This window comes from Dietzia kunjamensis, assembly GCF_045689975.1.
In the GTDB taxonomy this organism is placed as follows: Bacteria; Actinomycetota; Actinomycetes; order Mycobacteriales; family Mycobacteriaceae; genus Dietzia; species Dietzia kunjamensis.
The window spans coordinates 2,246,212-2,272,583 of the sequence record NZ_CP143297.1; the positions used below are offsets into that span (position 1 = coordinate 2,246,212).

The following is a 26,372-nucleotide window of genomic DNA, read 5'->3' on the forward strand; positions in this document are numbered from 1 at the left end:
GTCGGCCGGGCGGGCGACTCAACCCTCGATTTGCTCGCCCAGTTCCATCCAGCGCTCCTCGAGCGTGTCCTTCTCCGCGGAGACGTCCTTGAGCTCGCGGTCCAGGGCGGCCAGCTTCTCGGTGTCCATCGCCCCTGCCGAGACATCGGCCATGGCCTTGTGGAGCTCGGCCTCGCGCTTGTCGAGCTTGCCCATCTGCCGCTCGATCTTCGACATCTCCTTGGTGAGTGCCCGCTCCTCGGCGGCGGAGAGGGCGGGAGCCGTGGCACTACCACCCGCGGCACCGGCCCCAGAGCCGCCAGCCGAAGCAGACGCGGCGCCCGGCGTGGAGCGCGACACCTTGCCCGAGTCGCCCGCCGCCCCGGCGACGCGACGGCGCTCGAGGTATTCGTCGATGCCGCGCGGGAGGTTGGTGAGCTGGCCGTCGCCGAACAGCGCCCACACCGAGTCACAGATGCGCTCGACGAGGTAGCGGTCGTGCGAGATGACGACCATCGTGCCGGGCCAGCCGTCGAGCAGGTCCTCGAGTTGGCGCAGCGTGTCTATGTCGAGGTCGTTGGTGGGCTCGTCGAGCAGCAGGACGTTGGGCTCGGCCATGAGCACGCGCGTCAGCTGCAGGCGCCGCCGCTCGCCGCCGGACAGGTCGCCGACGGGCGTGCGCTGACGGGCCGGCGAGAAGCCCAGCCGCTCGGCCAACTGGGAGGCGGTGAGCTCGTCCTTGCCGAACGCCACCCGGGCGGCGACGTCCTCGATCGCCTCGAGCACCCGCTGGTCCAGCGGCAGGTCATCGAGTTCCTGACGCAGCCACCCGATCCGGATGGTCTTGCCCTCCTTGCGGCTGCCCGCGGCGAGGGGGGCCTCACCGGCGAGCGCGCGCAGGAGCGTGGTCTTGCCGGAACCGTTGACGCCGACCAGACCCACACGCTCGCCGGGGGCCAGTCGCCAGGTGAGGTCGTCGACGAGGGTGCGGCCGTCGGGGGCATCGAGGCGCGCGTCCTCCAGCTCGATCACGACCTTACCGAGGCGCCGCGCGGCGAAGCTCGACAGCTGTAGCGAGTCGCGGGGCGGCGGCACGTCCTTGATGAGCGCCTCGGCCGCCTCGATGCGATAGCGCGGCTTGGACGTCCGCGCCGGGGCGCCGCGGCGCAGCCACGCGAGTTCTTTGCGCATGAGGTTCTGACGACGCGACTCGGTGGCCGCGGCCTGGCGGTCGCGCTCGGCGCGCGCGAACACCCAGTCGTTGTAGCCACCCTCGTACTGCTCGACGTGGCCGTCGACCACCTCCCAGGTGTGGGTGGCGATCGTGTCGAGGAACCACCGGTCGTGGGTGACGACGACGAGCGCACTCGATCGCGCGACGAGGTGGTCCGCCAACCACTGGACCCCCTCGACGTCGAGATGGTTGGTCGGCTCGTCCAACACGAGCAGGTCCAAATCCTGCACGAGGGCCGCGGCGAGCGACACCCGGCGCCGCTCACCGCCGGACAGATCCGCGACGGGCGTGTCCAGTCCCAGGTCGTGGATCCCGATGCCGTCGAGCACCGCGCGGACGCGGGCGTCACCGGCCCACTCGTGGACCGCGAGGCCGAGCCCGCCGACCACGGCCTGGCCCACGGTGTCGGCGGCGAGCTCCGTGCGCTGCGTGACCACGGCGATCCGCAGACCGCTGACCTGCGAGACGCGCCCGGAGTCGGGCTCGGCCACGCCGGTGAGGATCTCCAGCAGGGTGGTCTTGCCGCCCCCGTTGAGGCCGACGACGCCGATGCGGTCGCCGGCGTTGACGCCCAGTGAGACGTTGTCGAGCACCTGCCGGATCCCGAAGGAGACCGAGCACTGCTCGAGGTTGATGAGGTTGGTGGGGGCCATCTCTACTTTCCTGTGGGGTCGTCGACGATGTGCGCACCGCCGACCGGGCCGCGGGTCACGCGGACCTCGCGGGCGACGCCGTGCTCGCTGATCTCGGCGGCGACGGCGATCGCGTGGTCACGGTCGGTGCAGAAGAACAGGCAGGTGGGGCCGGAGCCGGAGACCATGCCGTGCAGGGCCCCGGCCTCCCGGCCGACGCGCAGGGTCCGGCGGAGGGCGGGCATGAGCGAGAGTGCGGCGGCCTCCATGTCGTTGGCGAGCAGCCCGGCCACGGCGGCGGGATCGTCGCCGGCGAGGGCCGCCACGAGCGGGTCGACCCCGCCCACGCGCGGCAGGCCCCGCTCGGGATCAGCCGGGTCGCGCTCGGCGCGCAGCCGGTCGAGCTCGGCGAACACCGTCGGGGTGGACAGTCCCCCGTCGGCCAGGGCCACCACGATGTGCTGCTCGGCACGGGCGTGCAGCAGCGTCGCGAGCTTCTCGCCGCGCCCGGTACCCAGCGCCGTGCCGCCGCGGATGCAGAAGGGCACGTCGCTGCCCAGCCTCGCGGCCCGCTCCTCCAGCGCCGCCCGGCCGAGTCCCAGACCGAGCAGCCGGTCCGTGGCCACGAGCGCGGCGGCGGCGTCCGCGCTGCCGCCGGCCATCCCGCCGGCCACGGGGACGCCCTTGTGGATCCGGATGGCGATCCGGGCGTCCGATCCCGCCTCCTCGCGGAGCAGGTCGACGGCCCGGGCGGCGAGATTGGTCCGATCGGTCGGCACCTGCGGGGCCCCGGGCCCGGTGACGACGACCTCGCTGTCGTCGTCGGCGTCGTCCAGCGACACGGTGACCCGCTCCCACAGGTCCACGGCCCGGTACACGGTGAGCAGGTCGTGGTAACCGTCGCCGCGGACGTCACCGACGCCGAGGTGGAGGTTGATCTTGGCGGGGGCGACGGCCGTCACGGCGCGCACGCCGGCGGGGGTGGAGGCGTCGCGGGGCATGACCACCAGCCTACGGCTCCCGGTGCGCCGGTCCGATCCCGAGCCGCACCGCCGCCTCGGCGATCCGGACGAAGTCGGCGGTGGTGAGTTGTTCACCGCGGGCCTTGGGGTCGACGTCGGCCTCGGTCAGCGCGAGTTCGGCGTTCGCGCTGGAGCCCGCCCACCCGGACAGGGCGGCGCGCAGGGTCTTGCGACGCTGGGCGAACGCGGCGTCGGCCACCGCGAACACCCGTTTCCGGTGTGCCACGCCCAGGTCCCACGGGGCCTCGGGGTAGGCGTCGATCCGCACCAGGCCCGACTCGACGTTGGGGACGGGCCAGAAGACGTTGCGGCCGACGGTGCCGGTGCGGCGGACGGTGCCGAAGAACCCGGCCTTGACGCTGGGCACCCCGTAGACGCGGGAACCGGGGGCGGCGGCGAGGCGATCGGCCACCTCGAGCTGCACCATCACCAGCGCGGTGCGCAGGGTCGGCACCTCGGCGAGCATGTGCAGCAGCACGGGCACGGAGACGTTGTAGGGCAGGTTGGCCACCAGCGCGGTCGGCGGCGGGACCCCCGGGCCGCCCAGGTCGGCGCCGGAGACCGCGAGCGCGTCGGCGCCCACGACGGTCAGTGCGTCGGCGAGCTGCGGGGCCCGCTCGGCCACGGTCCGGGGCAGGCGCGTGGCCAGAACGGGGTCGATCTCCACGGCCACCACGTGGCCGGCGGCGTCGAGCAGCGGCAGGGTCAGCGACCCGAGGCCCGGCCCGACCTCGATCACCGTGTCGTCTCGGCCCACGCCGGAGGCGGTGACGATCTTGCGGACCGTATTGGCGTCGTGGACGAAGTTCTGTCCGAGGGTCTTGGTGGGCTTGATGCCCAGTTCCTCCGCGAGCGCGCGCACCTCCTGCGGGCCGAGAGGGTCGGCCTGCCCGCGGAAGGTCGCGTCCGGGCCGGTCAGCGCAGGCCCAGCTTGGAGGTGCAGGCGGGCCAGGCGCCCCAGCCCTGCGAGGCCCGGACCTTCTCGGCGATCGCGATCTGCTGCTCACGTGTGGCGAGGTGCGCGCTGGGCGCGTACTGGCCGCCGCCGTGGCCGGTCCAGGTGCCGGCGGCGAACTGCAGCCCGCCGGAGTACCCGTTGCCGGTGTTGATGCTCCAGTTCCCGCCCGACTCGCACTGGGCGATCGAGTCCCACACGCCGCCGTTCGAGACGGCCGGCGCGGCGGGCTTGGGCTTGGTGCCCACGCGGACGACGGCGGGGCGGGCCTCGGTGAGGACCTTCTCCGCGCCGCGGGCGCGCTCGGTCTCGACACCGTTGACGCGGGTGATTGTGTAAACGACCTCGCGCTCGCCGGGGGCACCGGGATCGACGACCGTGCGCTCGCCCTCGGTGGCCTCGGGGTCCTCGGTGGTCTGTTCGGGGGCCTCGAACTGCTCGACCGCGGTCTCCTCGGCCACGGCCACGCGGGTGATGGTGACCTCGGTGCCGGGCTCGACGGGGGCGTCCGGGGCCGGGGTGACAGTGTCCAGCGGGCCGAGGGTGATGCCGGCGCGCTCGAGGAACTGCCCGACCGTCTCACCGGGTGAGGCCATCGGGGTGGCGGGGCCGCCGTGGTCGGACAGCAGCGCCTCGCGCGGGGTCACCACGGAGACGGTGGTGCCGTCGAGCGGGACGTCCGCGTCGATGCGTGGGCTGACGTAGCTGCGGGGCGGGACGTCGTCGCGCTCGGCCACGAGGTCGGCGACGGTGGTGGCGGTGGTCCAGACCTGCTCGCTGCGACCGTCGACCTCGACGGTGACGGGCCGGGCGCGCAGCAGGGTGACGGTGTCGCCGTCGTCGATGCTGTCGCCGGGCGCGATCACCACGTCCCGGTCGTCGACGCTGTAGCCGGCGTCGGCGAGCGCGGCGTGGACGTCGGAGCTGAAGGTGACCAATTCGACCTGCTCGCCGTCGACCTCGAGGGTGTACTGCGTGCGCTGGTCGAGCGCCGCCACCCCGCCCACCACGAGGGTGGTGAGCATCCCGGCGACGGACAGCCGCAGCATGGTGGAGCGGGACTCGTGGAGTCGCTTGACGGGGGCGAGCATGCCCCGGGTCGCGGTGGGTCGGGCGCCCGTGGGGGTGTCGGTCCGTGCGTCGTCAACCACTTGTCGGTTCTCTCCTCGGGTAGCTCCGCGAACTGCCGTACAGCCGTTCGCGTTTCATCACGATAGCGTAACGAGCGGACAGCGCCGGGGCAACGTGACCCTCGTGACATGCGGGAACGAGTCGACGACGACGAGGTATTCAGGTCACGTTTCGTTACATTCGCCACTCAGCCCTCACGAGTACCACGCGCCACACCGGTCGTCGGCCCGGGCGGGCCCGCCCGTCAGACGGTCAGGCCGAACACGGCGCGGGCGGTGTCGGCGACCTCCGACACGAAGTCCTCCGGCGTCTGCCCCCGGACCTCCGCGATCGCCCGGGCGGTGTAACCCACCAGGCCGGGCTCGTTGCGGGCGCCCCGGAACGGCTCGGGAGCCATGTACGGGGCGTCGGTCTCCACGAGCAGCTGCCCGGCCGGGGCCAGGCGGGCCGCCTCGCGCAGGTGGTCGTTGGCCTTGAACGTGACGTTGCCGGTGAACGACAGCGCGTACCCGCGGTCCAGCGCCTCCCGCGCCACCTCCAGCGGCGAGGAGAAGCAGTGGAGCATCACGTGCGGGATGCCCGAGCCCGGGCCGGCGACCTCCGCGAGCACACGCAGCAGGTCGTCATCGGCCTCGCGATTGTGGATCATCAGGCATTTGCCCAGCTCGGCGGCGAGCCCGGCGTGCCAGCGCAGCGACTCCTCCTGCTCGGCCGGGTCGGCGCAGCCGTCCATCTTTCCCACCCAGTAGTGGTCGAGGCCGGTCTCCCCGACCGCGACGACCCGCGGATGGGCGGCGAGTTCGCGCAGTCGCGCCCGCACCTGCTCGCCGCGCTCGGGGTCGGTGATCTCGGCGGCTCGGGTGGGGTGCACGGCCACGGCGGCGTACACCCGCTCGTCGGCTTCGGCGGCGGCCACGACGGCCTCGGACTCGGCCAGGTCATCGCCCACAGTGACCAGGGCCGCGACCCCGGCGAGCGCGGCGCGGTCTGCGGCGGCGCGCACCTCGTCGGCGGTGCGGTGTCCGCAGGAGTAGAGGTGCGTGTGTGCGTCGACGAGCCCGGGTAGCGACTCGGGCAGGACGGGAGTGGGGCGGGGCTTGCGCTTACCCATACGGTCGCCTCAGTCCTCCTGCTGGATGGGCGCCCAGCTCGGCCCGGTCTCGGCCAACTCGGGGTCGACCTTGGCGAACAGCGGGCTGGGCTTGGCCAGCGGGGTGCCCGGGGTGATCTCGGTGCGCGCCCACCGCGCCTGCTCGGCGGCGTAGTCACCCATGATCACCGGGTAACTGCGGCCCGCGTCGGGCAGCCCCTCTCCGACGAGCTCGACCGGCATGTCGTCGGTGACCTCGTGCACCTGCGGGGCGGCGGCCCACACGCCCTGCCCGCCGATCGCGCCGTGGATCTGCTGCGCGGCGGACGGCAGGTACGGGGTGAGCAGCGTGTTGGCGTCGGAGACGACCTGCAGCGCGGTGTGCAGGACGGTGCCCAGACGCTCGCGCTGGTCGGGCTCCTTGGCCAGCTTCCACGGCTCGGTGGCGGCGATGTAGCGGTTGGCGGCGCCGACGATGCGCATGGCCTCGGTGGCGCCGGCCTTGAACCGGGAACGCTCCAGGTACGCGCCGACGGTGGCGAACGCCGACTCCGCCTCGCGCAGCAGCTCGGCGTCCAGGTCCGTCAAGGTGCCGGGCCGCGGGATCTCGCCGAAGTTCTTGTGAGCCATCGACACGGTGCGGTTGACGAGGTTGCCCCAGCCGCCGACCAGCTCGGAGTTGGTGCGGCGCACGTACTCGTCCCAGGTGAAGTCGGTGTCGTGGTTCTCCGGCCCCGCGACCGAGATGAAGTAGCGCAGCGCGTCGGGGCCGAACTCGGCCAGGAAGTCGCGCACGTAGATCACCACGCCGCGCGAGGACGAGAACTTGGACCCCGACATGGTGAGGAACTCGGACGAGACCACCTCGGTGGGCAGGTTCAGTGCGCCCAGTGCCCCGGGTTCGCCGCCGTGGGCGCCCCGGCCGTCGTAGCCGATGAGCTCGGCCGGCCAGATCTGCGAGTGGAAGGTGATGTTGTCCTTGCCCATGAAGTAGTGGGACACGGCTTCGGGGTCGGTCCACCAGCGCCGCCACGCCTCGGGCTCCCCGGAGCGCCACGCCCACTCGATGGAGGCGGACAGGTAGCCGACCACGGCGTCGAACCACACGTAGAGCTTCTTGTCGCCGCGATCCTGCCACCCCTCCACCGGGATGGGGATCCCCCAGTCGATGTCCCGGCTCATCGCGCGCGGGCGCAGGTCCTCGAGCAGGTTGAGCGAGAACTTGAGGACGTTGGGTCGCCAGTCCTTCCGGCCCCCCAGCCAGTCCCCCAGCGAGTTCGCGAGCGCGGGCAGGTCGAGGAACCAGTGCTCGGTCTCGATGAACTTCGGGGTCTCGCCGTTGATCTTGGAGACCGGGTTCTTCAGGTCCGCCGGGTCGAGCTGGTTGCCGCAGTTGTCGCACTGGTCGCCGCGGGCACCGTCGTCACCGCAGATGGGGCAGGTGCCCTCGATGTAGCGGTCCGGCAGGGTCCGCCCGGTGGACGGGCTCACCGCACCGGTGGTGGTCTTGGCGACCATGTAGCCGTTGGCGTGCAGGCCCCGGAACAGTTCCTGCACCACCGCGTAGTGGTTCCGCGTGGTGGTGCGGGTGAACAGGTCGTAGCTCAGCCCCAGGCCGGCGAGGTCGTCCACGATGACGCGGTTGTAGCGGTCCGCGACCTCCTGGACCGGCACGCCCTCCTTCTCGGCCTGCACGAGGAGTGGCGTGCCGTGCTCGTCGGTGCCCGAGACCATGAGCACGTCGTTGCCGGCCATCCGCTGGTAGCGCGAGAAGACGTCAGACGGCACCCCGAACCCCGAGACGTGTCCGATGTGCCGGGGGCCGTTCGCGTACGGCCATGCGACCGCGGTCAGGACTGTCTTCGCCATGGGCTACAGACTAGTGGTCACGTCCGCGGCGGCCGTGCCGGGCGTACACCCGCACGCCCGGCGCCACCCCGGGGTCGCGTCAGGCCTCCTCGGCCGCGGGATCCCGCGAGAGCGATTTGTGGATGGACACGCACAACGCGATCAACACCAGCACGAACGGCGAGGCGGCGATGATCGTCATGTTCTGCAGGCTCGACAGGGCGTCGCCGCCACCGTCACCGGCCACGAGCATGATGATCGCCACGGCGGCGGTGAACGACCCCATGAGCATGACGAGCCAGCGGGTCGGCTCCTCCACGCCGCGCTGGGCCATTCCGCCCATGACGATCGACGCGGAGTCCGCGGAGGTGATGAAGAAGACGGCGATGAGGACCATCGCCACCACCATGAGCACGGGCGCGAGCGGCAGCTCGCGGAGCAGGTTGAACAGCTGCGGCTCGAGTGACCCGTCGCCGAAGACGCTGCGTCCGGCCTCCTCGAGATAAAGCGCGAAGCCTCCGAAGATGGAGAACCAGATCACCGACAGGGTGCTGGGGATCAGGACCACGCCGATGATGAACTCGCGCACGGTGCGCCCACGGCTGATACGTGCCAGGAACATGCCCACGAACGGCGACCAGGAGATCCACCACGCCCAGTAGAAGACCGTCCACCCGGAGAGCCATTCGGCGGCCTCACCGTTCTCGCTCACCGCGGTGCGCGAGGCCATGTCGAAGAAGTTCGAGAAGTAGGTGCCGATCGTGGTGGGGATGAGGTCGAGCATGAAGAACAGGGCGCCGGAGAAGATCGCCACGAACAGCGCGAGCGACACCGCCAGGATGAGGTTGATGTTCGACAGCAGCTGGATGCCGCGGCTGATTCCGGAGGCAGCCGAGGCGAGGAACACCAGGCCCAGGACCACGATGACGCCCACGACCAGGGCGATGCCGCCACCGCTGACCGCGCCGGTCTCGTTGAGCCCGGCGCGGATCTGCAGGGCGCCCAGGCCGAGCGAGGCGGCGGTGCCGAAGATCGTCGCGAGGATGGTCGCGATGTCGAGGACTCTCCCCATCCACCCCGCGGCCCGCTTCTCGCCGATGAGCGGGACGAAGGCCTGGGAGATGAGGTGGCCGCGCTTGAAGCGGTAGGCGGCCAGCGCGAGCGCGAGCCCGACGATCGCGTACATCGACCACGGGTGCAGGGTCCAGTGGAACGTCGTCGTGGCCATGGCCACGTCGTACTGCTGCTCCTGTCCCGGCGGCGGCTCCTGGAAGTGGGTGAGCGGCTCGGACACGCCGTAGAACATCAGCCCGATGCCCATACCCGCGGCGAACATCATGGCGATCCACGACCGCGTGGAGAATTCCGGCTTCTCGTCGTCACCGCCCAGGCGGATGCCGCCGAACCGGGAGAGCGCCAGGTAGATCGCGTAGACCACGACCGTGGTCGAGACGAGGATGAACAGCCATCCCACCGTGTCCACCACCAACGAGAACGCCTCACCGGCGGCGTTCTCGAACGAATTCGTGTAGAACGAGCCCCAGATCACCACGATGAGCGCGATGATCGTGGTGGGCACGAGGACCGTGAAGTCGACGCGCGGACGGGGCCCGCTCAGAGGGTCCTCAGGGCCGTCATTCGACGCGTCGAAAGCTTTCTCTCGTGACTTAGGCATACGTCGAACCCTGTCAACAATCCCACGTGAGCGCAAGATAATAAAGAGCTTATCGGACCCTGGCGTGGCTTCGACGGCCCGGGGTGGCACGATCGGACGGTGCCCGATTCCACCCCCGCCGTGTCGGCGCTCCTGCGCGCTCTCCACGTGCGGGCGCGGGCCCTCGGGATCGGTCCCCCGGCGGCGTTCCTCGGCGACTGGCGCGACTCCCCGGCGGTGATCATCCCCTCCGTGGACCTGCGGCCGACCCGGCCCGAGCAGGTCTTCTCGGTGGCCGGCGACCTCGTCGTCGTCGGGTTCCGCTCCTTCCCCGACCACGTGGCGGGCGACGCCCCCCTCCTGCCCGCGGCGGTCCGCGGCACGGCCACGGGCATGCTCACGCTCGACCCGGACGGCCGGTGGCGGGGCGACGGCACCGCCCCCGACCCGCACGAGGTGATCCGACGGTACGGGCCGCCGTCATCCGGGGGCACCGGTGACGACGAGGGCGTTGGCGACGACGGTGGCGACGACGACGAGGTCGGCATCCCCCTCACCTGGGCCGCCCCCGACCGACGCGCGCACAGACGTGCCGTGGTGGACTGCCTCGAGGCGATCCGCGCCGGCGAGGTCTACCAGACCTGCCTGAGCACCCGCCTCGACGGCAGGCTCCGCGCGGACCCGCTCGAGACGTTCCTCTCCCTGGCCCGCCGCGCCCCCGCCGCGCGGTCGGCGTACCTCGAGGGCGAGTGGGGCGCGGTGCTGGCCTTCTCCCCCGAGGAGTTCCTCGTGCGCACCGGCGACGACGTCCGCGCCAGCCCCATCAAGGGCACGGTGCCCGCCGATCGCGACCCCGCCGAGCTCCTCGCCTCCGCCAAGGACGTCGCGGAGAACATCATGATCGTCGACCTCGCACGCAACGACCTCGGACGTGTGGCGGACGTGGGTTCGGTGAGGGTGTCCGACCTGCTCGCCGTCCGTCCCGCGCCCGGCGTCCACCACCTGGTCTCCACCGTCACGGCGCGGACCTCGGTGGACCACGACGCCCTCGTGGCCGCCACCTTCCCGCCCGCGTCGGTCACCGGGACCCCCAAGCAGCGTGCCCGGGAACTCATCGCCGGGTGGGAGCCGCGGTCCCGCGGCCTGCACTGCGGCACCTACGGGTTCGCGACCGCCGACACCCTCGACCTGGCGGTGGCCATCCGCACCCTCGAGGTGGCGCCGGACGGCCGCTGCGAACTCGGGGTGGGCGGCGGGATCACCATCGACTCCGACCCGGACGCCGAATGGGACGAATGCGTGCACAAGGCGGCGTTCACCTGGGGCGGCGGGCCCGCGCCCTGGCTCTGAGCCGCTCCGCCCCTCAGGCGCGTGAGTCGAGCACGGCCTGGTAGAGGTCCCGCTTGGTCACCGCCGACCCCTCGGCCACGGCGGCGCAGGCGTCCTTGAGCCGCTCCCCCGCCTCGACCCGCTCCTCGACGACCTCCACGAGGTCCTCGAGGGTGGCGGTCGACCCGGCGGCGTCGGCACCCTCGACCACCACGACGATCTCACCCAACACGCCGCCCGCCGTCCGCTCGGCCAGCTCACCCAGGGTCCCGCGCAGGACCTCCTCGTAGGTCTTGGTCAACTCCCGGCACACCGCTGCCCGGCGGTCAGCGCCCAGGACCTGCGCCGCCTCGGCGAGCGTGTCGGCCAGGCGGTGCGGGGACTCGAAGAACACACACGTGCGCTCCTCCGCCGCCAGCCGGGCCAGCCACGTCCGGCGTCGGCCCGGGCGCCGCGGCGGGAACCCGTCGAAGCAGAAGCGGTCGACCGGCAGCCCGCTGAGCACCAACGCCGTGGTGACCGCCGACGGACCCGGGAGACACGTCACCGGGAGCCCGGCCTCGATGCACGCCACGACCAGCGAGTACCCCGGGTCCGACACCGCCGGCATCCCGGCGTCGGTCACCACCGCCACCACGTCCCCGGCGCGGACCCGCTCGATCAACTGGGGCACGCGACCGGCCTCGTTGTGCTCGAAGAAACTCATCACCCGCCCCCCGATGGTCACCCCGAGGGCCGTCGAGAGGGAACGCAGCCGGCGGGTGTCCTCCGCGGCCACGATGTCGGCGGTCGCCAGGACCTGCCGCAGCCGATCCGAGGCGTCAGCCGGGTTCCCGATGGGGGTGGCCGCCAACACGACACGTCCGGACGTCATGACGACCACCCTATCGGTGGCCGGGCGCATCCCCGCCCGGCGCACGGTCCCCACTATGCTCTGCCTGTGACCTCGACCATCGGCGTGCGCTCACCAGGACGCCCGCTGCCCGCCCCCGACACCGGTCCGGTCGACACGACCCGCGACCTGATCTCCACCGGCGTCATCCTGGTCCTGGCGTTCCTCTCCCGCTTCTGGGGCCTGACCTCGGCCACGGACAAGGGCACCCCGGTCTTCGACGAGAAGCACTACGCACCGCAGTCGTACAACGTCGCCCAGCTCGGCATCGAGGAGAATCCCGCCTACGGCCTGGTCGTCCACCCGCCCGTCGCCAAGCAGATCCAGTCCATCGGCAGCATGCTCTTCGACTACTCCCCCCTGGGCTGGCGGTTCACCGCGGCCCTGGCCGGGGTGCTCGTGGTGCTCATGGTCATGCGCATCACCCGGCGCCTGACCCGGTCCACCCAGCTCGGCCTCGTCGCCGGGCTGCTGCTGTGCCTCGACGGCGTCAGCTTCGTGACCTCCCGCATCGGCATGCTGGACATCTACCAGGTGCTCTTCGTCGTCGCGGCCGCCGGCGCCCTCTTGGTGGACCGCGACCAGATGCGCGCCCGCATGCACCGGACCGCCCTCGAGGGCAGGCTCCACCTGTCGAGCCTGGGACCGCGACTGGGATTCCGCTGGTGGCGCTTCACAGCCGGCGTCATGCTGGGCCTCGCCCTCGGGGTCAAGTGGTCCGGCCTGTACTTCATCGCCTTCTTCGGTGTGATGACCGTGGCGTGGGACTGGGCTCTGCGCAGCCGTTACGGGGTCCAGCGCCCCCTCGCGGGCGCACTGCTGCGCGACGCGGTGCCGGCCTTCCTCACCCTCGTCCTCTGGCCGGCGATCCTGCACATGTTCACGTGGCTGCCCTGGTTCGCGAACGAGAACTCCGTGTACCGGCACGTCGTGGGCGACGAGGTCGAGGACAACTGGATGCCCGACGCTCTGCAGTCGTGGCTGTACTACCAGTCATCGGTCCTGGACTTCCACTCCACGCTGACCACCTCCGCCGGGAACCGACACCCCTGGGAGTCCAAGCCGTGGACCTGGCCCATGAGCCTGCGGCCGATGCTCTACTACGTCGAGCAGGGCGAGGGCATCGCCGGCTGCGGGGAGACCTCGTGCGTGCGCGCGATCATGCTCCTGGGGACCCCCGCCATCTGGTGGCTGGCCATCCCCGTCCTGGCGTGGGCGTTCTGGCGCGCAGTCATCTGCCGTGACGGCCGCTACGCGTTCCCACTGGTGGGCTACATGGCCGGCTATCTGCCGTGGTTCTTCCAGCACGACCGCCAGATGTATTTCTTCTACGCCTCGGTCATGGCGCCGTTCTTCGTCATGATGATCGCGCTGGTGTTGGGCGAGATCGCCGGCAGGGCCACCGACTCCCCCCGGCGGCAACTCATCGGTCGTGCGATCGTCAGCCTGTACCTCGCCCTCGTCGCGGTGAACTTCATCTATGCGCTGCCCATCCTCTCGGGGATGCCCATCACCCAGACCGAGTGGAGTCACCAGCTCTGGCTACCTTCCTGGCGCTAGCGCAGTCGCCCCCGCGAGGTCCCCACCCGCACGTGGATCCCGCCCCCTGAGCATGTGCTGATCACCGGCTCGGCGCCGCCTGATCCCCGCGCCCCGCGGCCGGGGACGAGGTGTCGCCGACGGTGTGCGGTCAGTACCGTCGCGGCAGTGAACGAGCTATCCCTTCCCTACGCCGATCTCCCGATGAGCAACGTGACCCAACAGTGGCTGGTCGAGAAGCCGGTCATGATCGCCCTGTACCTCGTGCTGGCGCTGCTGGTGCGGTGGGTGCTCCACCGGGGCATCGACCGGATCACCGCCCCGTCGAAGAACGCGTCCCCGTCCTCGTGGCGGCGCCGCCGACAGGAACGGGCCGACCAGCGCGCCGGCGCGCACACGGTCGAACTCGACCCCGACGGCGACCGCGGTGAGGTCACCGCCGACGAGAGTGGCGGTCTCACCGCCGCGAGTCTGAAGAAGAACAGTCGACGACGCTCCGCGGAGCACGTGCGGACCGAGCATCGACGCGCGGAACGGCGGGCACAGCGGATGGCCACCATCGGGTCGGTGCTCAAGTCGATCGTCTCGTTCGCCGTGCTCGTGTGGGTGGTGCTGCAGACCCTGGCCATCGTCGGCGTCAACGTGGCGCCCTTCATCGCGTCCGCCGGGATCGTCGGCGTCGCCCTGGGCTTCGGCGCCCAGGCCCTCGTCCGGGACTTCCTCTCCGGACTGTTCATGCTCTTCGAGGACCAGTACGGCGTCGGTGACTGGGTCGACCTGGGCGAGGCCGAGGGCACGGTCGAGCACGTGGGACTGCGCGTCACCTCACTGCGGGACCTGCACGGGACGCTCTGGTACTGCCGCAACGGCGACATCGCCCGGGTCGGGAACTACAGCCAGGACTTCGGCGTCGCGTTCCTCGAGATCCCCGTGTCCTACACCGCCGACGTCGACCGGGCGTGCACCGTGGCCATCGAGACCGCCAGGCAGGCGGCGGCCGAGGAGCCGATCGCGTCGAACCTCATCTCGGGCCCGGAGCTCCAGGGCGTGAACGCGCTGGACGCGGACTTCTGGTCCCTGCGGATGACCGCGGTGACGCAGGCCAACACCCAGTGGGCCACCGAGCGGGAGCTGCGGCGCCGCATCCGCAACGCCTTCGACGAGGCCGGCATCGACGCCCCGTACCCGGACGGCCTCCCGGTGTCCGCGATGCGCGCGATGGCCTCGGGGTGAGGCCCGGGCGTCGACAGCCGTTCCCGCCCGGTCGGCGCTAGCCGCCCAGCACCCTGTCGATGCTGAACCGGCCGGCGCCGACCGCCGCCACGAGCAGCGCCCCCACCCCGAGCGCCACCACGAGCTCCCAGCCGTTCTGCGTGATGAACGGGCCGTTGGTGGCGTGGACGAAGTAGAACGCGCCGGCCATGTCCACGCCGAGCAGGATGCCCGCGAGCGGGGTGAGGAGCCCGGCGATGAGGGCGGCCCCCGCCACCAACTCCACCCCGGCGACGATCGCGGCGGTGACGGCCGGCTGCGGGATGCCGTAGCTCGAGAACTGCTCGGCCACCCGGCTCAGGCCGAGGGTGAAGAACTTCTGCCACCCGTGGGCCGCGAACACCACCCCGAGCCCGACACGGGCCAGGAGGATCGCGGCGTCCCGGAGGGTCTCCATCCCCCTCACGGGAGGATGCCCCGGCCGGCCTTGGCGAGTCGGCGGTGGAGGGCCATCATCGCGACCCGGTAGAGCGGCGGGGCGAACTTCTGCGCGGCGAAGCCGATGCGGACGTCCGGGGAGGTGTAGACGAGGTAGCGCCCCTTGCGCACGCCCTCAAGCATCTTCTCGGCGGCCTGGTCCGGGGTGACCGCGTGGCGCCGGAACTGGTCGACGGTCCTGGCCACCTCGGGATCGGACCTGTCGACGCCCGCGATCTCGACGGTCTCCACGAGCGGGGTGTCGACGCCGCCGGGGCAGACGAGGTGCACGCCGATGTCGTACGGCGCCAGGTCGAAGCGCAGGACCTCGGCGACGCCGCGGATCCCGAACTTGGCGGCACTGTAGGCGGCGTGCCACGGCAGGCCGAGCAGACCGGCGGCGGACGAGACCAGGACGAGCGAGGCGGGCTTGCGGGCGGTCATCATCGCGGGCACGAACGCCTCCACCACGTGGATGGTGCCCATGAGATTGACCTCGACCATCGACCGCCAGATCCGGTGCTCGAGCAGATCCGGGCGGCCCCAGGCCGAGTTGCCGGCCACGTGGAAGATCGCGTCGGGCGCACCGCTGTCGGCCACGACGCGCGCCCCGAACGCCATCACGGCCTCGTGGTCGGTGAGATCGAGCGCCTCGGCCACGAGCACGGGCGCACCGGCGTCCCGGCAGGCCTGCTCGGCGGAGGCCAGCCCCTCGGCGTTGAGGTCGGTGAGCACCAAGCGGGCGCCCTCATCCGCGAGCCGGAGGGCCGCCGCGCGACCGATCCCGCTGGCCGCGCCGGTCACCACGCAGACCCTGCCCCGGTAGTTCTTGATCCGTCGCCTCGACATCTACTCCCCCACGTCCGGGCCCGGATCGAAAAGCGGCGGGCCACCCGATGTGATCACCGTAGCGGCCCGACGGGGCACGTGAGGCGGGGACGGGCGGGCGCGTCCGCTCTACACGGGTGGCGTGGGGCTCGTCGCCTGGAGGGTGTCGTGGCCGCCGCGGGCGGGGATCGGCGGGACGTACTCGCGCAGCACGCAGCGGCTGCCGCTGTAGATGGTGGCCATACAGCGGTTGCAGTGCACGCACAGCGACCGACGCCGGTCGTCCTCCTTGAGCTTGTTGGGCAGGTCGGGCTCACGCAGCAGGCCTCGGCCCATGGCGACGAACTCGAAACCGGCCCCCATCGCCTTGTCGATGGACGGCCGGTCGACGATCCCGCCGAGCAGCATCATCGGCAGGCCCACGGCCTCGCGGATCTGCCGGGCGTCGTCGAACATGTACGCGTCGGTGTACGGGTACTCCTTGAACATCTTCGGACCCACGACCTTCATGCCCATCTTGATCACCGCGGGCTGGGTGGCGGCGAACTCCTCCAGGGGCGCGGCGCCCTTGAACAGGTAGATGGGGTTGAGCAGGGAGCTGCCGACTGTCATCACCAGCGCGTCGGCGGAGCCGTCCTGCTCGAGCCACTGGGCGACCTGGCGGGCCTCGTCGATCCAGAACCCACCGGGCACGCCGTCGTCCATGTTGAGTTTGATCGTCACCGCGATCTTGTCGCCCATGGCGTCGCGGATGGCGCGGCCGATGCGGCGGGCGAAGCGGGCGCGGTTCTCCAGCGATCCGCCGTAGGAATCCTTGCGCCGGTTGAGCTTGGGGCTGAGGAACTCGCTGACGAGGTAGTTGTGACCGAAGTGCACCTCGATGGCGTCGAAACCGGCCTCATACGCACCGCGGGCGGCGCGGACGTGGTCGGACACGATCCGGTCGATGTCCGCCTCCGTGCACGCCTTGGTGATCGCCAGGCCGGTGGGCGCCGGGATCCGGGACGGCCCAAGCGGGGGCAGCCCGTTGGACGACCCGTTGGCGACGGCCCCGGCGTGACCGACCTGGGCGGAGATCGCGGCGCCCTCGGCGTGCACGGCGTCGGTGAGCTTGCGCAGCATGCCACCGTCGTCCATTCCCCAGTGGTATTGGTGCTTGTCGGTGCGGCCCTCGGGGGAGGTCGCGAGGTAGGCCACGGTCGTCATGCCCACGCCGCCGCGCGCGTACTCGGCGTGGAACTCGATGAGCTCGTCGGTGATGCGCCCCTTGGGACAGCGCCCCTCGAAGGTCGCGGCCTTGACGATGCGGTTGCGCAGCGTCACGTTGCCGATCTTGCCGGGGCTGAAGACATCGGGTGCGGGTGTTCCGGGCGCGAGACTCATAGGCAGAACTATAACCTGTTCCACCCGCCCCGTCCCCTGTCTGGCCAGCGCATTTGTCGTGATTCGCCGCAGGCACCCTACGCCGGGCGGCGCTACCGCCCGCCACCTGCAGACCATAGGTTGGCCTTACCCGCTTCAGACGCCCGCACCGATCTCCACGAGCGATACGCCGCAGGCGGTCGTCACGATCCCCGATCCCATCAGTCCTCCCGTCGGGGATCCGAGGCACCGCCGACCGCGCTCCCGATGTGGACCGCGAGCACGGCCAGCGCTGAGGCGCCCTCCGGGGTGCCCGCCACGACCGGGAAGCAATGGATCATCCCGGGCCAGACCCTCAGGTCGATCGTCGCGCCACGCGAGCGACTGGCCTCGACGAAGCGGCGGACGTCGTCGACCACGAAGTCGTCGCCGCCGCACACGATCGCGGTCGGTGGCGCCGACGCGTCGAGGGGGCGCCGGGCGGGTGAGACCCCCGGGTCGTCGACCGGGACGTTCCCGGCATAGGCGTCGCGACAGGCGCGGGCCAGCCTCGGCGGCGTGCGCGGGTCGAAGGCGCCACTCCACCGGGCCGCGCCGGCCTGCCGCCCCGGGCCGGTGCGCCCGGCCAGGTCGACCCAGGGGCTGACCAACGCCAGGGCGGCCGGACGCTCCCCACTGCGGCGGAGGCGGTCGAGCAGCCCGAGGGCGAGGGCGCCGCCCGCGGAGTCCCCGGCGACGGCGACGCGCGCTGCGCCACCGACACGCTCGGCGAGATGACGGAACGCCACCTCGGCGTCGTCGAGGGCGGCCGGGTACCGGTGCTCGGGCGCGAGTCGGTAGTCGGGGACGTAGGCGGTCGATCCGGACAGCCGGGCGAGCGTGGTCGCCATGGTGGCGTGCGTGTCCGCTGAGCCGGCGACATAGCCACCACCGTGCAACACGAGCAGCCCCGGGGCATCCGCCGGCCCGTCGATCCAGAGCCCGGGGACGGGAGCACCGTCGGCCGGTCGGGCCACCCGGCGGGATCCCGTGGCCCGCGACGCGCCCGTGGCCACCGCGCGCATCGCCCGGATCCACCTCCGGTCGAACGGTGCGACGGTCAGCACGGGGCGGATGACCAGCTGCAGGCCGAGGCGTTGGAGGCGTGCCGGGAGGCTCGGCCGGCGGGTGCGCGTGATCCGACGGTCGGCCTCGGTCACCAGACGACGCGCCAGCAGGGCGACGAGTGCCGCGATGACACGGGCGACCACCGTGCCGACGACCCGATCGGACGTCCGGATGGAGCACTCCCACTCGAGCTCGCCACCACCGCCGGGCAGGGCGCGCACGGTGACGGCGCCGGGGTGACGTCGGCCGAGCCCGCGCAACAGCGCAGGCGCCCACTCCTGCCACCGCGCGGCGTCGGAGGCGAGGGAGAGCACGTCACCGGGCTCGGCCGAGAAGCGCTCGACGATCGTGAAGGAGTGAACGGCCACTGCCCCAGCTCACCACAGCCCCAACTCACCACAGCGCCAACTCACCACAAAGCCAGCTCACCACAAAGCGGAAAGGCCGTCCCCGCTTGCGCGGAAACGGCCTTGAGAACTCGTAGTCCTTGGGTGGAGCTAAGGGGAATCGAACCCCTGACCTTCTCGATGCGAACGAGACGCGCTACCAACTGCGCTATAGCCCCTCGCCGCCCTCGCGGGCGACGATGTCCCCCTCGCGGGTGACGGTGCCGCCCTCTCGAGCAGCGTGGAACACCTTACCAGGATGGTCGGCCCCCCGACCAAACCGGGCCGTCGATCACCCCACCGCGCGCCGCAGCGGTGCGTGCTGCCGGCGCCGGTGATCGTGGTGCCCGGGGTCGGAGTCCAGGTGATCGTCGAACGTATCGAGGACGTCGAACGCCGGGTCCTCGTCGTCGATCTCCAGCACGACCGCACCGGGACGCCGCAGGCGGGGCGGCACGACGGACAGCTCGTCGTCCTCGCGGGACTCCACACCGAGCCGGGCGCGACGCATCCTCTCGACGCGGCGCCGGCGCAGGCTCTCCTCGAGCTTGACCTGGCGGCGCAGGTAGGTCAGGTAGGCGGCGAGCAGCAGGACGGAGCCTCCGGCGAACCACCAGACGGCGGGCACGGTGAGCAGCGCGGCGATCACGGTGACGACGGACAACGCCACGAGGATGAGCGCGGTGCGCTGGCGCGCGTGGGCCCGCTGCTCGGCGGCCTCGCGGTCCGCCATCGGGTCGTAGGCCCCGCGCCCGCGACGTCGCTCGGCGAAGCTCAGATCGGCGTCGGTGAGCTCGACCTCGGGCTCGGCCGGGCGTCGGCGCCCACGATGGGTGAGCACGGCCTCCTCGTCGATGCCCGCGGCGTCCTCGGCGTGATCGGTCCGAGCCGCGGTCCGCTCCCCCGCCGTGCCCTCGACGAGCTCGCCGTCGACGACCACCGGTCGCCGGGTCTCGTCGTCCGCCTCCGCGCCCGACACGTCCGAGTCCGCGGCCGCCGCGCCCACGCCGTTCGAGCGGAGGTCGCCGACCCGGGCGCCCACGGCCGAGGCGGACCGCTCGTCCACCCCTGCGACCGCCCTGGCCGGGTCGTGCTCGTCGACAACGGGGACAGCCGGGATCTCGGAGGTGACCTCCTCGGCGGCCGGGTCCCCGGCCACCGCGGCGCGCCGCTCCTCCATCGCCCGGCGGACGGCCTCGCCCCGACGGCCGGCGGCCTCACGGCGCAGGGTCTGCTCGAGCAGGTGCTCCCACGTCTCGGTGTCGAGCAACTCGGCGTCCGTCGCGCCCGCCCCGGAGGGCAGACCGAAAAGGGAGTCCTCGTCCTCGGCCTGGACCGGGTCGGCGGCGGCACGGCCACGACTGGGTACCAGTCGGCCGGAACCGCCGGAGTAGAGCGTGCGCGTCTGGGCCAGTGCGTCACCGGTGCGGCGGATGGGATTCCGCGACCGGATGAGCATCGGCGCGAGGACGAACAGCCAGACCACCACCAGCAGGATGATCAGCAGCGAGCTCGACATCGATCAGGCCTCCTCGAGCGTCTACCCCGACACGGGACGTCGTGGTGAGGTCCCAACCGTATCGGGGCCCGAGCTCCGTCCAGTGACGGCGCGCCGCAGGTCACGATGCTCAGGACATACTCAGACGCGCGGTCACGCGCGTCGCGCCAGACCCGCCAGCACCAGAGCCGCGACGGCGCCCCGGCCGTGCTCCTCGCGGGTCCGTGCCACCAGGAGATGATCGCGCCACGCCCCGTCGACGTGGAGGTAGCGCCGCAGCAGCCCCTCCTCGCGGAAACCGCACCGGTCCAGCACCACGCGGCTGGCGGTGTTCTCCGGCCGGACGGTGGCGTCGACCCGGTGCAGTGCTCCCGGACCCAACGCGTGGTCGACACCCAGCGCCAGGGCGGCGGTGGCCACCCCGCCACCGAGAAAGGGTCGCCCCACCCAGTAGCCGATCCAGCCGGAGTGCAGCGCGCCGCGGACGATCCCGCCCACGGTGAGCTGCCCGCAGAAGCGGCCGTCCAACTCGATGGCGGCGGGCAGGCTCGCGCCGGCGCGGGCGTAACGCTTGAGCTGGGCGTGGATGGGGGGCCAGGCGCGCGCGGAGTTGTTCTCGTGCCAGCGCCCCTCGACGGTGGGCTCCCACGGTTCGAGGCGGTCCCGCTCGAACAACCGCAGCGCCGCCCAGTCCCGGGCGTCGCGGCGGCGGACCGGGCGCAAGGTCACGACCCCTGCGCGCACCCGCACCGGCCCGGCCTCGATCGGCCACCCGGGGCGGGTCACCGTGTCGGCGGCGAACGCGCTCCACGGTCCGCTCACGTCGCCGGCCCGGTCACCCGCGCTGGGCGAGGAACATCACGTCGACCTCGTCACCCGTACGCACCGCGGTGACGCCGGGGTCGATCACGACGAGGCAGTTCGCCTCCGCCAGCGAGGCCAGCAGGTGGGTGGACGACCCCTGGGCGCCGCCGAGGGCGCGGACCAGGTACTCCCCGGTGTCGGTGTCGCGCATCAGTTGTCCGCGCAGGTAGCCGCGCCGACCCTCGACCGACGAGATCGGCGCGACGGTCCGTGCGCGGACGGTGCGGCGCATGGGCTGGCGCTTGCCGAGGGCGATCCGGATGAGTGGGCGGACCATGATCTCGAAGACCACCAGGGCGCTCACCGGGTTGGACGGCAGGAGGAAGGTGGGGACCTCGTCGCGTCCGAGCCGCCCGAACCCCTGGACCGACCCGGGATGCATCGCCACCCGGTTGACCTCGATCTGGCCGAGCTCGGCCATGACCTGGCGGATGCGGGTGGTCGCCTCACCGCCGGCGGCGCCCGAGACCACGACGAGCTCGCTGCGCACGAGTTGACCCTCGAGGACCTCGCGCAGGCGGGACGGTTCGGTACTGGCGATGCCCACGCGGTGGACGTCGGCGCCGGCGTCCCGGCCGGCCGCGGTGAGGGCGTAGGAGTTGACGTCGTAGACCTGTCCGGTGCCGGGCCGGCCGTCGACGTCGACGAGTTCGTCGCCGACGGAGATGACCGCCATCCGCGGCTTGGGGTGCACCAATACCTTCGCGCGCCCGACCGAGGCGAGCAGGCCGACCTGCGCCGGTCCGATGATGCTGCCCGCGCGCACCGCCACGTCCCCGGGCTGCACGTCGTCGCCGACCCGTCGGACGTAATCCCCGGTGCGGACGGCGCGGGAGGGGGTGATGTGGCGCCCGTCGGCGGTGGCCCATCCGATCGGCAGGACCGCGTCCGCGAGCGTGGGCAGCGGTGCGCCCGTGTCCACCCGGACGGTCTGGCCGGGTTGGAGGCGGGTCGGCTGGCGGGATCCCGCGGTGATCTGACCGACCACGGGCAGTGTCGCCGGTCCGGCCGGGTCGTCCCCGCCCTGGGAGGTGGGTCCGCCCGCGCGCACGTCGACGCTGCGCACCGCGTACCCGTCGATGGCGGCCTGGTCGAACGCCGGCAGCGGCCGCTCCGCCACGACCTCCTCGGCGCACAACAAGCCTTGCGCCTCGGAGATCGCCACACGGACCGGGCGCGGGGCGACCGCGGCCGCCGTCACCAGCGCCAGCTGTTCCTCGACGGAGCGCACCCAGTGTCCCCTTCCCGTACCAGTCACCGCCCGCCGAGCGGGCCCGCCTCACCTACGGTGCTCGTCAGGAACCCAGTCGGTCCGAGAGCCACTCGCGGAGATCGTCCGCGTACGCCGGGTTGTCCAGCGCGAAGTCCACGCAGGCCTTGATGTAGCCGCCCGGGTTGCCCAGGTCGTGCCGCGTACCGTCGTGGACCACCACGTGCACGGGGTGTCCCTCGCCGATGAGCAGGTCGATCGCGTCGGTGAGCTGGAGCTCGCCTCCGGCACCCGGCTCGATCCGGCGCAGCGCGTCGAAGATCGCCCGGTCGAGCACGTACCGCCCGGCCGCGGCGAGGTTGGACGGAGCGTCCTCGGCGGCGGGCTTCTCGACCATGCCGAGCACCTTCTTCACCGACGGGTCATCGGTGTCCTCGACCCGGAACACGCCGTAGGACGACACGTCCTGCGGATCCACCTCGAACGCGCACAGCACGCTGCCGCCGCGGGCCGCGCGGACCGCCGACATCCGGCCGAGGATCCCGAACGGCAGGACGAGGTCGTCCGGCAGCAGCACGGCCACCGCCTTCTCCTCGTCGCCGAGCACCGACTCCACCTGTGCGACCGCGTGACCGAGCCCCAGCGGCTCGTCCTGGCGCACGTCCACGACCTCGATGAGCCCGGGGGCGCGCTGGACCTTGTGCAGCAGGACGTCCTTGCCGCGGTCGGACAGCGTGTCCTCGAGGACCTGGTCCTCGGAGAAGTGCGCCATCACGCCGACCTTGCGCTCGGAGGTGACGATCGCGAGCCGCCCGGCGCCGGCCTCGGTCGCCTCCTCGGCGATGAGCTCGATGCCCGGGGTGTCCACGACCGGAAGCAGTTCCTTGGGCACCGTCTTGGTGGCGGGCAGGAACCTGGTCCCCAGGCCGGCCGCCGGCACGACGGCGGTCCGGAACTGCGGGTCGACAGAGGTACTGGACGTCATGGCGACCACCTTAGACCTCGCACCCGCCCGCTCGGGGTGGCGCCACGCGCGGCAGACTGGGGTCATGCAGTCCGACCGGCCCGATCGCACCGACGAGACCGTCGCGCTCCCGGTCGCCAAGACGCGGTTGCGCCGCGAGGTCCTCGATCGTCGGGCCGCGGTACCGGCGCCGGTGCGCGCCGAGCGCGACCGGAGGATCCTCGGGCGCCTGGGGGGCGTCGTCACCGCCGGGATGGTGGTCTGCGCGTACGTCCCCGACGACGACGAGGCCGGCGGACGGGGTCTGGCCGAGGAACTCACCCGGTGCGGTGCGCGGGTGTTCCTGCCGGTCTCGCCGGTGGTCGGCCCGTTGGAATGGGCGGCGTACGCGGGGCCGGCGGACCTGGTGCCGGGACGTTTCGGTATCCCCGTCCCGTCGGCACCGCCCGCCGGGCCGGAGTTCATCTCGGGTGCCGATCTCGTCCTCGTCCCCGCCGTCGCCGTGGACCGGTCCGGGAACCGGCTCGGCCGGGGCGGTGGCTACTACGACCGGTCCCTCGCGTTGACCGGCCCGCACACGAGGATGCTCGCGCTGCTGGACGCCGAGAACGTCGTCGACCACGTCCCCGCAGAGCCTCACGACCGGCCGGTCGACGGCGTCATCACCCCGGAGGCGGTTCTCGACTTCGGAACTTGGCACTCGCCAGAGTAGAGTGCCAAATCGTTGTCCGATACTCCTCGGGAGGCCAGATGCCCACCTACTCCTACCGGTGCCGCGACTGCGACGTCGCCTTCGACATCCAGCAGTCCTTCGACGAGGACTCGCTGACGGTCTGCCCCCGGTGCGACGGCACCCTGCGCAAGCTCTTCAACACGGTCGGCGTCGTCTTCAAGGGCTCCGGCTTCTACCGCACCGACAGCCGGGCCTCCGGCGACAGCGGCTCAGCCGGCAAGGGATCGGGCGGCAGTTCGTCCGGCAGCAGCTCCTCGGGATCCGGCTCGTCGGACAGCGGCTCCTCGATGTCCGGCTCCTCGGGATCCGGCTCTTCGGGATCCGGCTCGGCCTCCGGCTCCGGCGCATCCACCGGTTCGGGCTCCTCCTCGGGGTCGTCGACCTCGTCGTCGTAACCGGCACCGTCGTAAGCGGCACCGTCACCGGCACCGGCACCGTCGTCGTCACCGGCCGCGTCACCGCCGCCCCCGGCCGGGGTACCGCCCGCCGGCTTTCCCCGCGCGGTTATCCACACCCCCGGCCGTCTCCACAAGCGCCGCACCTCCGCGCGCCCGGGGCGGCATGGCCGACCCACCGCGCCGCTACGGTCTGATCGACACGGCACCGGCCCGCCCGGCGCCCACCGATCCGGCGCTCGAGTCGAGCGCACCGACCGACGGGGGACCCCATGCGCCGCACCATCGCCTCGGTGACCACACCCGGGCGGTGGCGGCGGCGCCGCGCAGTTCGGATCGGGCTCGCGGCCGCGCTCGTCGTGGCCGCCCCGTTCGTGGACCGATCCGGTGCCCCGGACCCGGCGGACCCCACCGCCCCGACCGCCGCAGACGCGGGGCCCGGCGACGATCCCGCGCGCGGACCGGTCCGGGTGGTGCCCGTCCCGCTCGCCGACCCGACCGTGGCCGATCTGCTCCGCCCCGGCGACCTGGTCGACCTCGTCGGGACCGCCGAACTCGCCCCGGGGCAGTCGCCCGCGCTCATCGCCCACGCCGCCCGGGTACGGGACGCCCCCGTGGGACGGTCGGGCGCCCGCTCGATCCTCGTCGAGGTCCCCGAGACCGACGCCGCCCGCCTCGCCGCGACGGCCGCCGGGACCCCGCTGGCCGTCGTGGTCCACGGTTGAGTTGCGCGGAAGCGGCACGGCCGGCTGGTATTATCGCCGGATCCGTTGAGACGACCGTTTTGGGAAGGGGCGCACGAATGCTCAAGGGTTTCAAGGAATTCATCATGCAGGGCAACGTGATCGATCTGGCGGTAGCCGTCGTGATCGGCACCGCGTTCGCCTCCATCGTCGACGCCTTCACCAGCGCGATTATCAACCCACTGATCGCGCTGCTCGGCGGCGACCGCGAGATCGGGTTCGCCGTCCAGCTCCTGGAGGGCAATCCCGAGACCGTCATGGACTTCGGGATGCTCATCACCGCGATCATCAACTTCCTGCTGATCGCGGCAATCATCTACTTCGTCCTGGTCGGGCCGATGAACAAGATGAAGGAGGCCGCCGCCAAGCGCAAGGGCATCGAGGCCCCCGCCTCGGACAACGACCTCCTCGTGGAGATCCGCGACCTGCTCGCCGGCCGCCCGCTCACGCACCCGTCCGAGCCGGACAGCCCGTCGAGCAACGCCTGATCGACTCCGGTCCGCGTTCCAAGGTCTACGTCCCCCGCCCCGTCGGCGTCGTCATGGCCGGCGGGGCGTCGGCGTCTGCCGGAGGTGGCGCTGCGTCGCCGTGGAGTCAGCCGTGATGCGGCGGGCGCTGATCGCGCCACCAGTCGTCGTCGATCCGACTGTCCGCGGTGCGCGCCTCGTCCGAGGTCGTCTCGGGCAGGATCTCCCCGAACACCTCGTCGAGTCGCGCCCGGTCCACCGGCCGCGGATCCGTCACAGTTCGTCGAAGGCGGACAACTGCGCCACCACGTACGAGACGAGCGGGCACAGGGTCGCCATCCCGTCGCGGATGGCCGCGCGGCTCGGCGCGAGGTTGGCGACCACCGTGCTTCCGGACACCCCCACCAGGCCGCGCGAGACGATCGAGTCGACCGCGCCGGCCGTGAGACCCGACGACCGGATGGCCTCGGCGATGCCGGGCAGGCGCTGGTCGAGGATCTCCTCGGTGACCTCGGGCGTGATGTCCCGGGGACCGACCCCGGTGCCCCCCACGGTCACGACGAAGTCGAATCCACCGACCACCGCCGTCTCGAGGGCCTTGCGCACCTCCGCCTCGTCCGACGCCACGCCCACGACACCACCGACGAGGAACCCCTCCTCCTCGAGGAGCTCCGTGACCAGCGGACCGATGGAGTCCTCCCGCTCGTTGAGGCGGTCGGTCACCACCACGACCATGGCGCGTCCGGCGATCTGCGGCTCGACCGGCTCGACGGCCGCGGGGTCGAAGTCCATACCGGTGGGGAGCTTGCGGCCCCCGGGCA

General features: G+C 72.1%; 25 protein-coding genes and 1 tRNA gene. 7 read left to right on the forward strand and 19 right to left on the reverse strand.

The genetic code is table 11. The annotated features are described in order from the left end of the window. Window positions 1-18: 18 nt before the first annotated feature. From VZF99_RS10450 to VZF99_RS10480, 7 genes are all read right to left on the reverse strand, one after another. Window positions 19-1,866, reverse strand: coding sequence for an ABC-F family ATP-binding cassette domain-containing protein (locus tag VZF99_RS10450; RefSeq protein ID WP_253002119.1), 1,848 nt, complete (start codon window positions 1,864-1,866; stop codon window positions 19-21). 2 nt (window positions 1,867-1,868) lie between these two features. Then, a complete protein-coding gene (locus VZF99_RS10455) occupies window positions 1,869-2,846 on the reverse strand; it encodes a 4-(cytidine 5'-diphospho)-2-C-methyl-D-erythritol kinase (RefSeq protein ID WP_407334721.1) in 978 nt (325 codons plus the stop codon). Between the two features lie 10 nt (window positions 2,847-2,856). Then, window positions 2,857-3,786 (reverse strand): 16S rRNA (adenine(1518)-N(6)/adenine(1519)-N(6))-dimethyltransferase RsmA, encoded by a 930-nt coding sequence (gene rsmA / locus VZF99_RS10460; protein ID WP_407336113.1) that lies wholly within the window; start codon window positions 3,784-3,786, stop codon window positions 2,857-2,859. After that, entirely contained in the window at window positions 3,783-4,973 is a 1,191-nt protein-coding gene (locus VZF99_RS10465; protein ID WP_407334722.1) for a transglycosylase family protein, read from the reverse strand. Before VZF99_RS10465 ends, rsmA begins: the two co-directional genes overlap by 4 nt. A gap of 224 nt (window positions 4,974-5,197) precedes the next feature. Beyond that, window positions 5,198-6,064, reverse strand: coding sequence for a TatD family hydrolase (locus VZF99_RS10470; RefSeq protein ID WP_407334723.1), 867 nt, complete (start codon window positions 6,062-6,064; stop codon window positions 5,198-5,200). A 9-nt stretch (window positions 6,065-6,073) separates the two neighbouring features. Beyond that, window positions 6,074-7,912 (reverse strand): methionine--tRNA ligase, encoded by a 1,839-nt coding sequence (metG, locus tag VZF99_RS10475; protein ID WP_407334724.1) that lies wholly within the window; start codon window positions 7,910-7,912, stop codon window positions 6,074-6,076. Between the two features lie 79 nt (window positions 7,913-7,991). After that, window positions 7,992-9,566 (reverse strand): BCCT family transporter, encoded by a 1,575-nt coding sequence (locus VZF99_RS10480; protein WP_407334725.1) that lies wholly within the window; start codon window positions 9,564-9,566, stop codon window positions 7,992-7,994. A 99-nt stretch (window positions 9,567-9,665) separates the two neighbouring features. On the opposite strand from VZF99_RS10480, the gene VZF99_RS10485 reads away from it, so the two are divergent. Beyond that, window positions 9,666-10,895, forward strand: coding sequence for an aminodeoxychorismate synthase component I (locus tag VZF99_RS10485; protein WP_407334726.1), 1,230 nt, complete (start codon window positions 9,666-9,668; stop codon window positions 10,893-10,895). Window positions 10,896-10,908: 13 nt separating this feature from the next. Here the strand turns inward: VZF99_RS10485 and rsmI are convergent, their stop codons facing one another. Next, window positions 10,909-11,748 carry a 16S rRNA (cytidine(1402)-2'-O)-methyltransferase gene (gene rsmI, locus VZF99_RS10490; RefSeq protein WP_119192043.1) on the reverse strand — a complete coding sequence of 280 codons (840 nt, stop codon included), beginning with the start codon at window positions 11,746-11,748 and terminating at the stop codon, window positions 10,909-10,911. Between the two features lie 66 nt (window positions 11,749-11,814). On the opposite strand from rsmI, the gene VZF99_RS10495 reads away from it, so the two are divergent. Then, window positions 11,815-13,326: a dolichyl-phosphate-mannose--protein mannosyltransferase gene (locus tag VZF99_RS10495; RefSeq protein WP_407334727.1), complete on the forward strand. Its 1,512-nt coding sequence runs from the start codon at window positions 11,815-11,817 to the stop codon at window positions 13,324-13,326. 183 nt (window positions 13,327-13,509) lie between these two features. Continuing rightward, entirely contained in the window at window positions 13,510-14,538 is a 1,029-nt protein-coding gene (locus tag VZF99_RS10500; protein ID WP_407336114.1) for a mechanosensitive ion channel family protein, read from the forward strand. A 37-nt stretch (window positions 14,539-14,575) separates the two neighbouring features. Here the strand turns inward: VZF99_RS10500 and VZF99_RS10505 are convergent, their stop codons facing one another. The 9 genes from VZF99_RS10505 to VZF99_RS10545 form a co-directional block, all read right to left on the reverse strand. Then, window positions 14,576-14,974: a DoxX family protein gene (locus VZF99_RS10505; RefSeq protein ID WP_096907104.1), complete on the reverse strand. Its 399-nt coding sequence runs from the start codon at window positions 14,972-14,974 to the stop codon at window positions 14,576-14,578. Between the two features lie 5 nt (window positions 14,975-14,979). Then, complete coding sequence (locus VZF99_RS10510) at window positions 14,980-15,843, reverse strand: SDR family oxidoreductase (protein ID WP_407334728.1); 864 nt, start codon at window positions 15,841-15,843, stop codon at window positions 14,980-14,982. 108 nt (window positions 15,844-15,951) lie between these two features. Further along, window positions 15,952-17,205, reverse strand: coding sequence for an NADH:flavin oxidoreductase (locus VZF99_RS10515; protein WP_407334729.1), 1,254 nt, complete (start codon window positions 17,203-17,205; stop codon window positions 15,952-15,954). 200 nt (window positions 17,206-17,405) lie between these two features. Continuing rightward, complete coding sequence (locus VZF99_RS10520) at window positions 17,406-18,659, reverse strand: alpha/beta hydrolase fold domain-containing protein (protein ID WP_407334730.1); 1,254 nt, start codon at window positions 18,657-18,659, stop codon at window positions 17,406-17,408. Window positions 18,660-18,783: 124 nt separating this feature from the next. Then, window positions 18,784-18,856, reverse strand: a tRNA-Ala gene (locus tag VZF99_RS10525). Between the two features lie 113 nt (window positions 18,857-18,969). Continuing rightward, a complete protein-coding gene (gene glpR, locus VZF99_RS10530) occupies window positions 18,970-20,196 on the reverse strand; it encodes a gephyrin-like molybdotransferase receptor GlpR (protein WP_407334731.1) in 1,227 nt (408 codons plus the stop codon). 132 nt (window positions 20,197-20,328) lie between these two features. Beyond that, window positions 20,329-20,997, reverse strand: coding sequence for a GNAT family N-acetyltransferase (locus tag VZF99_RS10535; protein WP_407334732.1), 669 nt, complete (start codon window positions 20,995-20,997; stop codon window positions 20,329-20,331). A 13-nt stretch (window positions 20,998-21,010) separates the two neighbouring features. Beyond that, window positions 21,011-22,270 (reverse strand): gephyrin-like molybdotransferase Glp, encoded by a 1,260-nt coding sequence (gene glp / locus VZF99_RS10540; RefSeq protein WP_407334733.1) that lies wholly within the window; start codon window positions 22,268-22,270, stop codon window positions 21,011-21,013. A gap of 64 nt (window positions 22,271-22,334) precedes the next feature. Beyond that, window positions 22,335-23,234: a UTP--glucose-1-phosphate uridylyltransferase gene (locus VZF99_RS10545; protein WP_407334734.1), complete on the reverse strand. Its 900-nt coding sequence runs from the start codon at window positions 23,232-23,234 to the stop codon at window positions 22,335-22,337. On the opposite strand from VZF99_RS10545, the gene VZF99_RS10550 reads away from it, so the two are divergent. The 4 genes from VZF99_RS10550 to mscL all read left to right on the forward strand — a co-directional run bounded on the left by VZF99_RS10550 (window position 23,233) and on the right by mscL (window position 25,572). Then, on the forward strand, window positions 23,233-23,925 hold the full coding sequence (locus VZF99_RS10550) for a 5-formyltetrahydrofolate cyclo-ligase (protein ID WP_325767459.1): 693 nt from the start codon (window positions 23,233-23,235) through the stop codon (window positions 23,923-23,925). The two genes, VZF99_RS10545 and VZF99_RS10550, sit on opposite strands and share 2 nt — an antisense overlap. Window positions 23,926-23,963: 38 nt before the next feature. After that, the gene (locus VZF99_RS10555; RefSeq protein WP_407334735.1) at window positions 23,964-24,341 is read left to right on the forward strand and encodes an FmdB family zinc ribbon protein; all 378 of its coding nucleotides are present in this window, start codon (window positions 23,964-23,966) and stop codon (window positions 24,339-24,341) included. A gap of 272 nt (window positions 24,342-24,613) precedes the next feature. Beyond that, a complete protein-coding gene (locus VZF99_RS10560; protein WP_407334736.1) occupies window positions 24,614-25,066 on the forward strand; it encodes a hypothetical protein in 453 nt (150 codons plus the stop codon). Between the two features lie 77 nt (window positions 25,067-25,143). Then, window positions 25,144-25,572, forward strand: a complete 429-nt coding sequence (mscL, locus tag VZF99_RS10565; RefSeq protein WP_185950214.1) for a large conductance mechanosensitive channel protein MscL — start codon at window positions 25,144-25,146, stop codon at window positions 25,570-25,572. Window positions 25,573-25,678: 106 nt separating this feature from the next. Here mscL and VZF99_RS10570 read toward each other — a convergent pair whose 3' ends face one another. Both VZF99_RS10570 and VZF99_RS10575 read right to left on the reverse strand, forming a co-directional pair. Continuing rightward, window positions 25,679-25,828 carry a hypothetical protein gene (locus tag VZF99_RS10570; RefSeq protein WP_172812104.1) on the reverse strand — a complete coding sequence of 50 codons (150 nt, stop codon included), beginning with the start codon at window positions 25,826-25,828 and terminating at the stop codon, window positions 25,679-25,681. Next, window positions 25,825-26,343: a molybdenum cofactor biosynthesis protein B gene (locus tag VZF99_RS10575; protein ID WP_407336115.1), complete on the reverse strand. Its 519-nt coding sequence runs from the start codon at window positions 26,341-26,343 to the stop codon at window positions 25,825-25,827. Before VZF99_RS10575 ends, VZF99_RS10570 begins: the two co-directional genes overlap by 4 nt. Between the last annotated feature and the right edge of the window lie 29 nt (window positions 26,344-26,372).

Bases quoted from the DNA above. Each gene is read 5' to 3' on its own strand.
- VZF99_RS10555 (WP_407334735.1), top strand. From the start codon at position 23,964: ATGCCCACCTACTCCTACCGGTGCCGCGACTGCGACGTCGCCTTCGAC.
- rsmI (WP_119192043.1), bottom strand. From the start codon at position 11,748: ATGACGTCCGGACGTGTCGTGTTGGCGGCCACCCCCATCGGGAACCCG.
- VZF99_RS10560 (WP_407334736.1), top strand. From the start codon at position 24,614: ATGCGCCGCACCATCGCCTCGGTGACCACACCCGGGCGGTGGCGGCGG.
- VZF99_RS10500 (WP_407336114.1), top strand. From the start codon at position 13,510: ATGAGCAACGTGACCCAACAGTGGCTGGTCGAGAAGCCGGTCATGATC.
- mscL (WP_185950214.1), top strand. From the start codon at position 25,144: ATGCTCAAGGGTTTCAAGGAATTCATCATGCAGGGCAACGTGATCGAT.
- VZF99_RS10505 (WP_096907104.1), bottom strand. From the start codon at position 14,974: ATGGAGACCCTCCGGGACGCCGCGATCCTCCTGGCCCGTGTCGGGCTC.
- VZF99_RS10575 (WP_407336115.1), bottom strand. From the start codon at position 26,343: ATGGACTTCGACCCCGCGGCCGTCGAGCCGGTCGAGCCGCAGATCGCC.
- VZF99_RS10470 (WP_407334723.1), bottom strand. From the start codon at position 6,064: ATGGGTAAGCGCAAGCCCCGCCCCACTCCCGTCCTGCCCGAGTCGCTA.
- VZF99_RS10480 (WP_407334725.1), bottom strand. From the start codon at position 9,566: ATGCCTAAGTCACGAGAGAAAGCTTTCGACGCGTCGAATGACGGCCCT.
- VZF99_RS10550 (WP_325767459.1), top strand. From the start codon at position 23,233: ATGGCGACCACCTTAGACCTCGCACCCGCCCGCTCGGGGTGGCGCCAC.
- VZF99_RS10515 (WP_407334729.1), bottom strand. From the start codon at position 17,205: ATGAGTCTCGCGCCCGGAACACCCGCACCCGATGTCTTCAGCCCCGGC.
- VZF99_RS10450 (WP_253002119.1), bottom strand. From the start codon at position 1,866: ATGGCCCCCACCAACCTCATCAACCTCGAGCAGTGCTCGGTCTCCTTC.
- VZF99_RS10545 (WP_407334734.1), bottom strand. From the start codon at position 23,234: ATGACGTCCAGTACCTCTGTCGACCCGCAGTTCCGGACCGCCGTCGTG.
- glpR (WP_407334731.1), bottom strand. From the start codon at position 20,196: ATGTCGAGCTCGCTGCTGATCATCCTGCTGGTGGTGGTCTGGCTGTTC.
- VZF99_RS10510 (WP_407334728.1), bottom strand. From the start codon at position 15,843: ATGTCGAGGCGACGGATCAAGAACTACCGGGGCAGGGTCTGCGTGGTG.
- VZF99_RS10455 (WP_407334721.1), bottom strand. From the start codon at position 2,846: ATGCCCCGCGACGCCTCCACCCCCGCCGGCGTGCGCGCCGTGACGGCC.
- metG (WP_407334724.1), bottom strand. From the start codon at position 7,912: ATGGCGAAGACAGTCCTGACCGCGGTCGCATGGCCGTACGCGAACGGC.